Consider the following 14,272-nt stretch of genomic DNA (forward strand, 5'->3'; position numbering starts at 1 on the left):
CTTTTGATGTGATCCTTTTTTCTATTACCAAGCCTTATGACAGGAGAAGATATGCGAAAAATCTTTATTAATACTTCTATAGCAATTATGATCTTGCTGACCAGTTGCACAAGTACCGAACACCCTCCTACAGTGACTAAGCCAACCATCGTACAGCACCAACAAGAGGTAGAGAAATCGTTACTGCAAGACATTTATACATACGAATTCAATCAGATTGAACCGCAGCACCAAAAGTTTGTAGATGAATGGTTACAAGAGTCTCATGCAGACCATAAGAAACAGCAGATTTACTTTTTGAGTCTGGGTACAGATGATGATCCAAACGATGGATATAAGTATATGTATATTTTGGGAAAAGGATATCGAACATTTGAAACTGCATTTATGTACTCACAAGACAATGAACATACCAACACTAGCGATACCACTTCTAACAGAGAAACCAGTCGTTATTTGAAAGACAAAGGAAAAGGAACTCTCTATGTAAAAGGAGTGAAAGGGGAAGCAACAGATGAGGTACTTCTACGTCTGCACTATAATCCCAAGTACGTCAGTGCTACAGGATTAGTAGAACGATTTCTTAAATAAAAAGTGCAGGTAAGCAATAGATATGTTTTGCCTTACCCTGCACTTTTTGGAGCAACCAGTTGAATATCTTCTAACTTGGGATTACGTATCCAGTCTGAATGATAACGGATAAAGTAAAGCTGGTCGATCTGTACCAATTGCATAATGTCCGGTGTGGTTTTGAGATTGGCCGTTTGCTGACCTTGTTGAACAACAATTCCTTGATCGGTCACTCCAATTACGCGGAACACACCTTCTGTAGTCTTGATACTGCTCACATATAGAAACGTTACAGCCACGACAACAATAGCCATCAATGTGATAATCTGTCTTGTGCGTCTGATCGGCTTACGAAGAATAGGCATGAATGTACACCTCTTTCACAAAGGAATGCGATATCCTCAGTATAGTCTATAGAGAAAGATACTTCTATTTTAGACTATTTTGGACATTACGCCTACGGCAAAGAACAAATTAAAAGTAGAAGATAAATAACATATAGTAACGCTAAAAAACTCTCTAAACGATATAGAGAGTTTTTTTAGCTAGCGTTCTATTTGGCAACGTGTAGACTATAGATTACTGGGGAATATTTCCGCCAGCGATACGATCTCCTGAATTTCCGGTCGGATCCGTCATTTCATCATCAGGAGCAGCGTGAATAATAATAGAAGCACCTAAAAGAGAATGTTCATCTCCTTTTTCTAGACTGGCATTTGGCAATACCATTGTGGCATTAGCTGTACCATCTGCGGCTACTTCTAAGTTAGGTAGATCGCCTGTATGTTGTCCTTTAGGATTAAGTCGACCATGTTCATGTCCGCCTGGATTAAGATGTGATCCTGCTGTCGCAAAATCGTTATTGGTAATAGCCGATTGGTGAACATGTATTCCATGCTTGCCTGCGGGTAGATTTTTGACATTAATTTTGATATTCACATTATTCTGATCTTGTGTCAGCATCGCTGTACCTATGGACTCGCCTTTAGCATTTTTGATCTCGACGACTGGACTGTTCACAGAGATCGTAGCAGAATGAGGTTCCCAGTACATTTTGTTCCCGAGTAGATCGCTTACATGACGAATAGGTACATAGGTTGTTCCACTATACGTAAAAGACTGCGGGACAACACTACCTTGATTATTATATTGAGCTGAAGTGACTTTTTGTTCACCATCTACGTAAAATTTTAAAGCCTCTGTATTTGGAGTCACTGTCGTCGCATCTGCCGCAAACGAAATTCCTGAGAAAAATAAAGCTCCACCAAGAAAAGAGAGTACCATATGCTTCTTACCTAAAGGCTTCTTCATAAGTCCAAATTCCTCCTTTGAATAAATAGGTTCTTTTTACATTTATACCCTTAAAAATATATTGTAAGCAGAAGTGCTCAAAGTTACAGGAGTATATACATGCAATAATAGATATCTATATGTGATCTTTTTGTATAAAGATATAGAAATAAAAACAGTAGAAATGATCAAATAATCAGTAGAATTATTAAAATCATTTTTTAGCGTTGATGTAAAAACAGATATCAATTGAAGTAAATGAAGCTATTTAGCTTTGTTTTTCCTATATTTAGAAGCTAGCAATCATACGTACAATGTAATAATTTTATTAAAATATACCGTATTTGTATTAAAAACTATATAAAATAACCGATCACTCTTGAAATCCTTTAATTATATATAATGTTAAATATTAGTTGATAATACCTGAAATTTGTAATATATTATGGCAGGAATTAAAATTATATTTAAAGGGAGAAATGATGATGAAAAGTATTTCGTTAAAGTTTGTTCTAGTTTTACTTGCAGTATTTATGCTTCAGTTCAACCATGCTTCAGCTGCATCTGCTAAAAGTACACTGAACGTTGGCGAGACATTGGCTAAAGGTCAGATGTTATCCTCCCCAAGCGGTAGATTTAATCTAGTCATGCAAAACGATGGCAACTTGGTATTGTATCGCGATGCAGGCATTCCAATGTGGGATACCAATACAGATGGTGATGTATTCAGATACTATGACACATTTTTAGGTCGTGAATTTCAAAGATATCCAGAAGCATTAACACTTCTCCCTAACACACTGCGCGTTACTGATCCTTCTAAAGGTATCGTATTTTGGACAGCAGATGTGAAAGGATGGAGCAATGCACACTATAAAGGTAATGTACCTGCTGGATTAATTGGAGATAGCCTGGTTGTACAAGATGATGGAAACGTTGTTCTTTATGCTACTGGCAAAGGTCCAGTCTGGGCTTCAAATACAGGCGGTTATTAATACATACACGAGAGCCATATTTAGTGGCTCTTTTGTTTTATTTTATATTGTATAATGGGTTTAAACGGACAGAACATTTTAATTTATCACAAAAAGTAAATGCGTCTAGGAGGTTATGTGCTATGCGTCAAAATATTTATGATGATCCTACTTTTTTTGAATATTATAAAGAGTTGCGGAGCTCAGGGATTACATTTAATGATTTTGTAGAGCAACCTGCTTTGAAAGCATTATTACCAGATCTACAAGGATTGCAGGTACTTGATATGGGCTGTGGATTTGGTAAGTTAGCTTTAGCTATGGTCGAGCAAGGAGCAGACCATGTCACTGGAGCTGATATTTCAAGTAAAATGTTAAGTATTGCGCCGAAGATTCCGCAAATTACATATATTCATGCACCGATGGAAGAATTAGAGTTTGAAGCAGAATCATTTGACTTGATTGTAAGTTCTTTAGCCTTTCATTATGTAGCAGACTATGATCGCCTGATGGCACAGATTGCAAAGTGGTTACGCCCGGGAGGAACATTGGTCTTTTCAACCGAACATCCGATTACGACAGCCAAGCTAGATATGGACGGTTGGATAGAAGACGAGCAAGGGAATAAACTTCATTATGCGATAGATAATTATGGCGAAGAAGGACAGCGCAGTACACATTGGGTAGTCGACAACGTGATTAAGTACCATCGGAAAGTATCAACACTGGTAAATGGCATGATTGCTCATGGACTGATGATACAACAAATCACCGAACCCGAATCGACTCCCGAAGGGTTGGAGAAAATGCCGAAGCTTGAACAAGAACGAAGAAAGCCTTCTTTTATTTTGTTTAAAGCGGTCAAATTGTAAAATAACAAAGAAAAGTACAAGTGTATGATTGAATGTATACTTGTACTAGTGAAGATCAATATCAAATAGATCTATACCAAAGGAGAGCAATCTCCTTTTTATTTTGAGTAAATGTTAATCTGGAGTAATAAAATGACCGATACATAAAAAGAAACATTATTATGTAGACGTAGAAAGAAGGTCAACTATGCATTTTTATGAAATTGATATTGCTAAAGCTATGAAACATCGAAAACCATTTGTACTGAATCCTACGAATTATATTTTGACAACAGATGATGAATTGTATCAGTTACCCGAGTTACCAGCAGGTGTACCTTACATAACACAAGAACAAATGATAGAGCAATTGTATACACAAAGCTTAGTTGAAATAGAGCGATTTCTATCTTCTGAGTACAATAAAGACGTATATGTAATGGCTATTGCTACTAACGAATTTTACGATTTTCATTTGTATATGAATACAGAAGAACAGTATAAAAAATCTCATGAACAGTATTTTACCGAGTCAAAAAATAGCATTCAAATGAATCATCAAAAGTATAATTTAGGTGATTTTTCTTTTCACAATCAGATTCATAATGATGAAATTATAAAAATTTTGGATGGACGTTATATGATTGATGAAAAAATATTAGACTTTGAAATGGATGAACTTCCTGTTCCAATGTATACAGGAGATTTTAAAGATATCTCTATTATTATGAATCAATCCCTTGTTGAATATGGACATTATATTGCTGTGCAAGAAGTAGTTAAACGTTTAAAAGATAAGGGGATTCAAGAGCAAATAAATAGCACAATGAACTTTATTTTTTACGCTGCTGTTGATGGAGATGTTATTGATTGGAGTCTCATGATGAGACAAACTGTTAAATGTGAAGTACTTTATGATGCTATCCCTAAATTGAATACAGGCGATATTCAATTCGACCAACTAAAAGTAGACTTACAAAAACGTTCATTTAGCAAACAAGTTCATTACTGGATTCAAGAAATCGAAAATAATGAGAATTCTATAGGTAAAAGTATTTTCGAACATTGTTACAAAACAGAATATCATGCGGTTGAAGCATTAGCCGAAAATATTGATCATATCGTTACAGACCTATTTCCTGCATGGAAAAAAGCCGTAACAGAGTATGTAGAGTCAGACGAACAATCAACAGCACTATTTTACCTCAGTTATGTACTTAGTGAATTTGAAGAACAAAAGCAAGAATACCTCCAAGAAATCAAAGATCATTTGAACATGATAGAACAAGCAGAGCAACAACAAGAGGAATCACAAGGCAATATAAAAATGATTCGCAATATTCTGATGGTAGAATAATATAGAGATAATTTAATACAATAGATATACTTAGAAAAACCATTCCTGTATTATAAGGGATGGTTTTTGTTATTCATCAGATCATTAAATAACATGAAGAATTAAGGAGGAACATACATATGCCAACAGATAAAGAAAGAATGCTAGCGCAAAAGTTATATATGGCAGGGGTTGGAGAGCTGGCGCTAGATAATAAAAAATCTCGTATGCTTACCCGATTATTTAATAACACAACCGAAGAACAACAGGAGTATCGCACGGAATTACTTCAGCAATTATTTGAATCGGTGGGTGAAAAAGTATTTATTGAACCGCCGTTCCGTTGTGATTATGGTTGTCATATTACGGTTGGCGATTATTTTTATGCGAATTTTGATTGTATTATTATTGATGTTGCCAAAGTGAAGATAGGGAACAATGTGTTTTTCGGTCCCAGAGTAGGCGTGTATACTGCGGGGCATCCGATTGATCCTGATGTGCGTAATACCCTTTTAGAATTCGGCAAAGAAATCACAATAGGAGATAATGTGTGGGTAGGTGGGAATACAGTGATTAATCCAGGTGTAACGATTGGGAATAATGTTGTCATTGGTTCAGGATCTATTGTAACTAAAGATATTCCTGACAACGTAATCGCTGTAGGGAATCCTTGCAAAGTACTACGTGCTATTACAGAGGAAGATAAGCAGTATTGGGAACAGCAAAAAGCAGAATATGAAGCAGAGATTGAACATTAGTATTTACATGTAAAATCATATAGTGTCCAATGCAAACAAAAAAAGCATGACTACTCTTGTATAACACTTGAGTAATCATGCTTTGTTTCATTTATACAATCCGCTTCCGAATCCAACCGGAGATCAGATCAGTTAAAATAACAAGAATGATAATGCCTAATAGAATCACACCGACTCGATTCCAATTACGCATATTTAACGCAAAAATAAGTGGTGTTCCGATACCGCCTGCACCGACAAGACCGAGGGTGGTAGCAGAGCGAATATTGATTTCAAATCGATACAGTGAGTATGACAGAAATTGTGGAATCACTTGTGGCAATACAGCAAACCACAAAATTTGTAATCGACTGGCTCCAGCAGCAGTTAATGCTTCACTAGGGCCGGTATCTATACTTTCTATCGTTTCAGAAAATAATTTGGCAAGCATCCCGATCGAGTGAATACCTAATGCCAGTACGCCGGCAAACGAACCCGGGCCTACCGCTTTGATAAATAAGATAGCTACGATCATTTCAGGGAATACACGAATCACACTAAGACTGAACTTGCCGGTTCCAGAAACAGGGCGACGACGACTCATATTGGATGCCGCCCAGAAAGCAAATGGAATACACAAAAATGCAGAAATAAATGTACCCAGTATCGAAATAATTAACGTATCTAACAATCCACTCAGTAAATCTTCACCTGCTGGATCATAGACAAATGACCAATCTGAATGCAAAAATCCATCTAAAATCGATAACGATACACTTTTGGCAGTCGATTGAATACCTTCAAATTGAAGACCGTTAAATGCCCATACATACACAACAACTAGAAAAAGAACCCAACAATACGGACGAATTTTGTGCCAGAGTGGCTTAGCAGGTAAGGTATGATTCATAGTAATTTCCTCCGCAATACATTACTTCCATAATCGATAACCAGTACAATCACAAGTGTGAGCAAAATAATCATCGCTGCGCGGTCATACCGGAACAATCCGAGAGAACGATCCAGTAACAGACCAATCCCACCAGCACCGACAAGACCGAGTACAGAAGCAGCCCGTACGTTAATTTCAAAAGCATACAGTAGATAAGACATATAATAAGGCAATGCTTGCGGAATCACTCCGAACACAATCAATTGAATCTTATTCGCTCCGACAGCTGTCATAGCTTCCATGGGGCCTGGATCGATCGCTTCAATCGCTTCAAATGTAAGCTTGGCGATCAGTCCAAAAGAGAAAAATAGAATCGCTAACATCCCTGCAAACGGCCCTATTCCAAAAATCGCTACAAAGATAGCAGCAAATAACAGATCAGGAATGGTACGCACCAGATTCAGAATTAACCGTACAGGCAAAGACACTAATCGGCTCTGTACAATATTGTAAGCACACAATAACGATACAGGGATCGCTAACAATCCACCCAACATCGTCCCTACTAGCGCAATCTGCACCGTTTCGACCATTGGCTTCCAGATCGTAGGCAAGTAGCTCCAATCAGGAGGAAACATTTCGCCCAGTAAAATACCCATTTGCGGTAGTCCACGTATAAGCTGATAAGGGGTCACTTCTGTTTGGATACTACATAACACAAGTACAACGACAAAGAACAACCATGTTAAGATTTTTTTATATTTTTTGGGAGCTGTCGGTGCTTCGATTGTCATATTCATAATGGTTCTCCAGAAGTTACTTTGATATCCGAAGCATCTGGAATAACAGTAACGATATCTTCACCCGGTGCATTAGCGCCCAATACTTCATCACGATGAATCGGTCGTCCATAAATATGAGAAAATACATCGTCTGTTGCTTCAGCTGGCGTACCATCGAATACAATTTCTCCTGCCCGTAACCCGATAATACGAGTTGCATATTCACGAGCCAGATCGATAAAGTGTAGATTGATAATCGTTGTAATTTGGAGTTCTTGATTAATACGTTGAAGATCGTCCATCACTTGACGGGTCGTTAAAGGATCAAGAGAAGCAACAGGTTCATCAGCTAGAATAATCTGTGGTTGTTGCGCCAGTGCGCGTGCAATAGATACCCGTTGTTGCTGTCCACCGGATAATTGATCTGCACGACTATATGCTTTTTCTTGCAAATTAACACGTGCTAGAGCATCTAGAGCCAATTCATGATCTTCTTTGGGAAACATGCCGAATACAGTACGTAATGTGGAATGATGACCGACTCGTCCGGATAATACATTGCGCATCACAGTCGAGCGTTTGACCAGATTAAAGCTTTGGAAAATCATGCCGATCCCACGACGGATACGGCGCAATTTGGCACCGGAAGCAGATGTAATTGATTGGCTATTGATCTGAATATCCCCTTCACTAATATCAATCAACCGATTGATCGAACGAAGCAACGTAGATTTACCTGCACCGGACAAACCTACAATCACAACCAGTTCACCTTCATGGATCGTAAGATTAATATTTTTAAGTCCTTTGGTGCCGTTAGGATAGACTTTGGAAACGTTATTGAATGTAATCATGATTTGCCAACTTTCTATATTCAGAATAATAATGTCATGATGCTGTCCGCGAAATAAGTAAGCTTGCTATCCAGTGTGCTATGTAAAATAGCAAACACCGCCCGTAAAAAAGGACGGTGCTGCTCAATGCTCACTACATTCTTGGTTTACTTCGTAGCTTGACCTACAGCTTCAGCATATTTACGAACAGGTTCGAAGTTTTTATCGTCGCCTTTTTCATAACCTACATGACTGTAGATTTCTTGGATAATTTTGCTACCTTCTGGATCATTACCGATATCGATAAATGCTTGACTGATTTTATCGCGCCATGCTTGATCCATATCTGAACGTACACTGATCGTATCGTTCGGGATTGGAGCCGTAAAGTGAAGGACACGTGTTTGTTCAAATACGTCTGGAACGTCTTTTTTAACATTGTTACGAGCATCTTGGAATACAGCGACAGCATCAACTTGTCCATTTAACAAAGCCATTACTGCTGCATCATGTCCTTTGATCGTTACACCTTGTACATCGGTATCAGGATCAATGCCTGCTGCTTTCATTTCAGCCGCCGGGAATACATAACCCGCAGAAGAAGTTACATCTTGCCAGCCCATTTTTTTACCTTTAAGATCAGCCAGTGTTTTGATATTGGAATCTTTTTTAACGATAATCATAGATTTGTAAAAGTTTACTTTATCTGTTGTTGGTTGACCGGTCTCATCATTAACACCGAAGCGAAGTGCTTGTAGCAACAGATCAGCAGCTTTGCGATTGTCGTGAGCTAGTACATAAGCATTTGGTGGCAAGAAACCAACATCAATTTGTTTGGAAGCCATCGCTTCTACGATTGTATTGTAATCAGGGGATACAGTAACTTTGACCGGAATCCCTAATTTATCTCCTAATAATTGTTCAAGTGGTTTGGCTTTGGCTTCCAGTGTATCTGCATTTTGTGAAGGTACAAATTGTACTTTCAATTCTGTCGGTACATAGCTAGAAGACTCGGCTGCATTGCTTGTTCCTGTAGATGCGGCTTGATTACCACAAGCGGCAAGTCCTGTTGCTAGAGCAACAGTCATACTTAACATTAATATTTTTTTAAACACTTTTAGTTCCCCCTAGAAAAGTAGTCTTACTGGTTGTGTAGGTAAAGCTAGACATGACGTAGACCATAGCCAAGTTTGAAGTATGCAAAACTCCCTTATGTAATCATTTGTAGGTTAGATATTTACTATTTACGAACAGCCAAGGTATAACTATGATAGTTAATATCACTTTTAAAGTTGTTATACATTTGTAAATGGTGATCAACAACCCACAAAAGCTATTCTACTTTTTTATGGGATACAAAGGGTCAGCGCAAATGATGAATTCTGTCAATTATTTGTAAAATATTAAACAGTGGTCAAATGTTTTGTAAAATGGTTATGATTATGAACGCGAAAGAAGGAGTCTATCATGAATAACAGGCAACCGGTTACAGCTCAGTTGCGTTTATTAGGAACCACGGATCTACATGTAAGTCTTACAGGATATGATTACTATCGAAATGTAGAGACTGTAGATATTGGTTTATCGCGTACAGCAACTTTGATTCATCAAGCACGTAAAGAAGTGAAAAATCATCTGCTGTTTGATAATGGAGATATTTTGCAGGGGAATCCGTTAGGCGATTACGCCGCTTCCAGTCTGTTTTGGCAACAGGATTCAGAGCTAGAAGGTGGAGAAAAAGTTCATCCGATGTATCAATTAATGAATAAATTGTCTTATGATGCAGCAACAGTAGGTAATCATGAATTTAATTATGGATTGGATTATTTGCGACAATGTATAACAGGAGCGAACTTTCCATATACAAATGCTAATATTTATCAAACTTCGATAGACACTATTGATTCGTCAACAGATAGAGGAGAAGGAACAACAGATACATTACTGCCACCTTACTTAATCTTAGAGCGACAGATTGTAGCTGATGATGGGAATATACATCCTATTCGTATCGGTGTGATTGGTGTAGTGCCACCACAGATTATGCAATGGGACAAAGCCCATCTGGAAGGTAAAGTTACAGTGCAACCTATGGTAGAAGCAGTAGAGTATTGGATTCCGCAGATGCGTGAAGCAGGAGCTGATGTTATTGTTATGCTTGCACATACAGGATATGTAGATTCGGAAGATCCGGGTGTACTCACTGAAAATGCGGTGTTACCGATTAGCCAGATACAGGGTATAGATGCGATTTTTTTTGGTCATGCGCATAAGCTATTTCCGAGCAATGAATTTGCAGGTAAACAAGGGATAGACCTGGAGCGAGGAACAATTAATGGTATACCTGCTGTAGAAGCAGGAGTATGGGGAAGCCATCTCGGTATGATCGATCTGCATTTACAATATGACAATCATATCTGGACGGTACAATCTGGATCTTCTCAATTACGAGCGATCTATCATCGGGAACAAGGGCTTGCCAGTGTAGAAGCAGATACTGAATTAGAACAAATAGCTTCTATTCCTCATCAGATTATACTGGATCATATTCAGACGCCTGTAGGTGAAAGTGATATTCCATTATACAGTTATTTTTCACTCATTATGGATAGCGCTTATGTGCAAGTGATTAATAATGCGCAAGTATGGTATGCAGAGCAAGCGTTATCAGATCATGCGTATGGTCATCTGCCTATATTGTCTGCTGCTTCTGCTTTCAAAACAGGCGGACGTTATGGACCTCACTATTACGCTTATATAGAAGCAGGCGAATTAACGCTACAGCATACTTCAGATATTTATAATTACGCTAATACGTTATGCGCCGTTCGTCTAACTGGAGCAGAGATTCGAGAATGGCTGGAATGGTCTGCGGGTCTTTATCAGCAGATTGATCTACAATCTAAAGCAGAGCAAGCGCTGATTAATCCTGATTTTCCATCGTTTAACTTTGATATAATCGACGGAATAACGTATCAGATTAATGTATGTCAGCCACCACGTTATCATCCAGCAGGATATATATTGAATCCGCAAGCCTATCGAATCGAAGCTTTATGTTATCAGGGGAAAGAGATCGAAGATCATTCTGAATATATAGTGGTCACTAATCAATACCGGGCATATTCTACACCTTTTGCTAATCCAGATGGAGAGCGTGTGATCTTGGATGTACCTGTAGAAAATCGAGAAGTGTTAATTCAGTATATTCGAGAGCAGAAGATCATTCATCCAGAAGCTGATCATAATTGGTCGCTTACACTAGGGGGATCAGACAAAGAACGCGCATCTTTATCATTACAGCCCACGATTACGATGTTGTCTTCACCGGATGCACAAAAAATCCTATCCGCTTATCCACAGCTATCTTACAGTGGAATAAACGGGGAAGGATTTGCTATTTATCATTTGAAATTATAGAACAGGATCAGAATCGGGTAACGTTGTACCTGGCTTGAGAATACTGTTCATATAATGACGAAGGGTAAAGTCGACAATTTGCTGTTTGTACGGGGATATAATGTTGTCTTTTTTAGACGGTATATCCTTTTGTGTTGTCTGTGCTGATTGCTCTTCCTCTTGACCAATATTCTCGGCAAAGCTAGATAATGTTGTAGTCAGTCCATGTAACATTGCCCAGAGTGAGCGTACAATCATATCTGCTTCTGCATGGATAATATAGTTTTGATCAATCGCAATCTGTACCGCTTCATGGAGAAATGTATATCCATTGAGACGATCGTTAACATCAAGTTCTGCATTAGATACCGCTTCAAGATTGCTGATAAACATAATATCGTAATGATCAGGATGCGTAATACCATATTCTACATACGTTTTGGAAACCAGAAATAGACGTGCTGGAATATCGTATCCATTTTCTTCTAATTCATTTGCTTGCTTGGTTAAAACGGTGAAAAATTGAGAGTACACTTCACGCAATAATTCTTGTACAATCGCTTCTTTATTTGCAAAATAATGATAAATCGTTGTTGGTGAATATTCAATACGATCTGCAATTTTACGCATCGACACATGAGCGTATCCTTCTGTAACAAAAAGAGTACGTGCCGCATCCATAATTTTGCTTCGTAATTGTTCATTATCTCGTTCGCGTCTAGCATGGTGCTTCATGATAGTTAGTTCCTTTCTGCATATAACAATGCACAATCCAAATGAGCAGTACCATTATACGGTATAAGATGGTTAAACCAATTCAAAAGTTATTAATCAGTAATATTTGTGTAGAAAAAGCTACGGTATATCTATCATACTGCAATCTATCCTATTCATGCCAATAGCCAGTATATTGAAATGAATGACTTGATTGAAGAATAATACTACACGATAATATATATTTCGACATTTTATCTCTATTTCTAAAGTGTAAATAGTTACTTATATAAATATTTAATCGCTTACATGATAAAAAAGAATTGGGAATAGCGCTTGCAGTACTTTACACTGTTATATAACAGGAAAAAGGGAAACATTACAAAATGATCAGAGGAGCGTGGAACGATGGATATCTATACTAATATATTATCAAGCGTGCGCAAGCAATTTCTGTATTACAAAACATTAGGCGATAAAGCGATAGCTCAGTTAGAAGAAGAACAGTTATTTATGATTCCTAATGAAGAAAGTAATAGTATCGCTATGATCGTCAAGCATTTGTGGGGAAATATGTTATCACGTTGGACCGATATATGGACAACCGATGGGGAGAAAGAATGGCGCAATCGAGACGCAGAATTTGAAAATGATCTAGCAACCGCCACAGACGTTATAGCCAAATGGGAAGAAGGCTGGCAATGTTTATTTGCTACATTAGATCAGGTTGAACCTCACCAATTAGAAGACATTATCTATATTCGTAATGAAGGGCATACGTTGCTTGAAGCGATCAATCGGCAGTTGGCTCATTATCCTTATCATGTTGGACAGATCGTCTATATTGCCAAAATGCTCAAAACCAGTCCTTGGGACAGCCTATCGATCCCGCGTAAAAGCTCTGCTACGTATAATCAGAACAAATTTGAACAAGAAAAAGGTATACGCCACTTTACTGATAGTGAATTAAAACAATAGTCAGTTGAAAATAAATCGGTAATCAGGTTGTATACATCACGCTCTAATTACCATACCAGTGTAGGAACGAAACGGAAGGATGCACGCGAGGGAATAGCGACTCCTTACCGGATTCCTTTTCGAACCTAACACTATTATGGATAAGAGAAGGGTGGATATTCACATGGCAGGATCACCGAATTTAAAATTCAACACACAAGGTAATGTATTATTTCGTCGCAACGCAGACAATGTAGGATATGAGACGAATGTTTCGCAAATTCCTTCACTTGAAGGGGTCGCATCAACTGATTTGTATATGACCAAAGGTAATATTCGTGAGCCACACTGGCATCCTAACTCTGCGGAATACGATTATGTGATTGAAGGCGAGCTAGAATTTGTTATTTTCGATCCTGTATACAAACAGTTGCAGAAATATCATCTCAAAGCTCGGGATGTACTTTTTATTCCACAAGGTTACTGGCACTGGATTACGCCACTAACAGACAAAACGCATATTCTGGTCGTATTCAATAACAATGAACCGACAACAGTTGCGGGTTCAGATATTTTAAGATTTACACCGGGAGAAGTATTCGATCTGGCGTATGGTATTCCAGCAGAAGATTATGAAGAATTGGTATCTCCTATCACAAGTACGGTAGTGATTGGACCTGTCAATCCAGAAACAGATGATACACTTAAAGTAGGTACAGATACTGATAATGATCCACGCTCAGATGAAGACACCGATGATAAAGACAGCAAAAAATGCAAAAAGTAATTAAAGTTTAATATCAGTAATCACTCTTTCTACATCAAAGCACTAAAACACCCGATATCCTCTGGAGTTATCTTTCAGAGGTATCGGGTATTATGATGTCCATTTATTTTTATTAAAAACGAACAAATAAGATCATTTCTACATCTTCTA

Annotated in this window: 15 protein-coding genes; 8 read left to right on the forward strand and 7 right to left on the reverse strand. The window is 38.0% G+C overall.

Translation table 11 applies throughout. From position 1 onward, the window contains the following. The first annotated feature begins 51 nt into the window (after positions 1-51). On the forward strand, positions 52-591 hold the full coding sequence (locus tag PQ456_RS08060) for a hypothetical protein (protein ID WP_273615655.1): 540 nt from the start codon (positions 52-54) through the stop codon (positions 589-591). A gap of 32 nt (positions 592-623) precedes the next feature. Here the strand turns inward: PQ456_RS08060 and PQ456_RS08065 are convergent, their stop codons facing one another. Further along, positions 624-935, reverse strand: a complete 312-nt coding sequence (locus PQ456_RS08065; protein WP_273615656.1) for a hypothetical protein — start codon at positions 933-935, stop codon at positions 624-626. Between the two features lie 214 nt (positions 936-1,149). Further along, positions 1,150-1,881 (reverse strand): superoxide dismutase family protein, encoded by a 732-nt coding sequence (locus tag PQ456_RS08070; RefSeq protein ID WP_273615657.1) that lies wholly within the window; start codon positions 1,879-1,881, stop codon positions 1,150-1,152. Between the two features lie 464 nt (positions 1,882-2,345). Between PQ456_RS08070 and PQ456_RS08075 the strand changes: the two genes are divergently transcribed. The 4 genes from PQ456_RS08075 (at position 2,346) to PQ456_RS08090 (ending at position 5,779) form a co-directional block, all read left to right on the forward strand. Continuing rightward, positions 2,346-2,855 carry a hypothetical protein gene (locus tag PQ456_RS08075; RefSeq protein WP_273615658.1) on the forward strand — a complete coding sequence of 170 codons (510 nt, stop codon included), beginning with the start codon at positions 2,346-2,348 and terminating at the stop codon, positions 2,853-2,855. A gap of 122 nt (positions 2,856-2,977) precedes the next feature. Next, the gene (locus tag PQ456_RS08080; protein WP_273615659.1) at positions 2,978-3,706 is read left to right on the forward strand and encodes a class I SAM-dependent methyltransferase; all 729 of its coding nucleotides are present in this window, start codon (positions 2,978-2,980) and stop codon (positions 3,704-3,706) included. A 187-nt stretch (positions 3,707-3,893) separates the two neighbouring features. Further along, on the forward strand, positions 3,894-5,042 hold the full coding sequence (locus PQ456_RS08085; protein WP_273615660.1) for a hypothetical protein: 1,149 nt from the start codon (positions 3,894-3,896) through the stop codon (positions 5,040-5,042). A 119-nt stretch (positions 5,043-5,161) separates the two neighbouring features. Beyond that, positions 5,162-5,779 carry a sugar O-acetyltransferase gene (locus PQ456_RS08090; RefSeq protein WP_273615661.1) on the forward strand — a complete coding sequence of 206 codons (618 nt, stop codon included), beginning with the start codon at positions 5,162-5,164 and terminating at the stop codon, positions 5,777-5,779. A 91-nt stretch (positions 5,780-5,870) separates the two neighbouring features. On the opposite strand, the gene phnE (PQ456_RS08095) is transcribed toward PQ456_RS08090, so the two are convergent. From phnE (PQ456_RS08095) to PQ456_RS08110, 4 genes are all read right to left on the reverse strand, one after another. After that, positions 5,871-6,668: a phosphonate ABC transporter, permease protein PhnE gene (gene phnE / locus PQ456_RS08095; protein ID WP_273615662.1), complete on the reverse strand. Its 798-nt coding sequence runs from the start codon at positions 6,666-6,668 to the stop codon at positions 5,871-5,873. Next, a complete protein-coding gene (gene phnE, locus PQ456_RS08100; RefSeq protein ID WP_273616278.1) occupies positions 6,665-7,444 on the reverse strand; it encodes a phosphonate ABC transporter, permease protein PhnE in 780 nt (259 codons plus the stop codon). Before phnE (PQ456_RS08100) ends, phnE (PQ456_RS08095) begins: the two co-directional genes overlap by 4 nt. A 2-nt stretch (positions 7,445-7,446) precedes the next feature. Further along, the gene (gene phnC, locus PQ456_RS08105; RefSeq protein ID WP_273615663.1) at positions 7,447-8,286 is read right to left on the reverse strand and encodes a phosphonate ABC transporter ATP-binding protein; all 840 of its coding nucleotides are present in this window, start codon (positions 8,284-8,286) and stop codon (positions 7,447-7,449) included. A gap of 146 nt (positions 8,287-8,432) precedes the next feature. Then, positions 8,433-9,380, reverse strand: coding sequence for a phosphate/phosphite/phosphonate ABC transporter substrate-binding protein (locus tag PQ456_RS08110; protein ID WP_273615664.1), 948 nt, complete (start codon positions 9,378-9,380; stop codon positions 8,433-8,435). 352 nt (positions 9,381-9,732) lie between these two features. Here PQ456_RS08110 and PQ456_RS08115 point away from each other — a divergent pair, with 352 nt between their 5' ends. Continuing rightward, the gene (locus tag PQ456_RS08115; RefSeq protein ID WP_273615665.1) at positions 9,733-11,685 is read left to right on the forward strand and encodes a bifunctional 2',3'-cyclic-nucleotide 2'-phosphodiesterase/3'-nucleotidase; all 1,953 of its coding nucleotides are present in this window, start codon (positions 9,733-9,735) and stop codon (positions 11,683-11,685) included. Here the strand turns inward: PQ456_RS08115 and PQ456_RS08120 are convergent. Further along, positions 11,680-12,399, reverse strand: a complete 720-nt coding sequence (locus PQ456_RS08120; RefSeq protein ID WP_273615666.1) for a TetR/AcrR family transcriptional regulator — start codon at positions 12,397-12,399, stop codon at positions 11,680-11,682. The genes PQ456_RS08115 and PQ456_RS08120 overlap by 6 nt on opposite strands. Positions 12,400-12,786: 387 nt before the next feature. Here PQ456_RS08120 and PQ456_RS08125 point away from each other — a divergent pair, with 387 nt between their 5' ends. Then, on the forward strand, positions 12,787-13,356 hold the full coding sequence (locus tag PQ456_RS08125; RefSeq protein ID WP_273615667.1) for a DUF1572 family protein: 570 nt from the start codon (positions 12,787-12,789) through the stop codon (positions 13,354-13,356). Positions 13,357-13,519: 163 nt separating this feature from the next. Next, positions 13,520-14,122 carry a cupin domain-containing protein gene (locus PQ456_RS08130; RefSeq protein WP_273615668.1) on the forward strand — a complete coding sequence of 201 codons (603 nt, stop codon included), beginning with the start codon at positions 13,520-13,522 and terminating at the stop codon, positions 14,120-14,122. Positions 14,123-14,272 lie beyond the last annotated feature (150 nt).

Origin of the sequence: Paenibacillus kyungheensis (assembly GCF_028606985.1) — a bacterium.
GTDB classification, from domain to species: Bacteria; Bacillota; Bacilli; order Paenibacillales; family Paenibacillaceae; genus Saccharibacillus; species Saccharibacillus kyungheensis.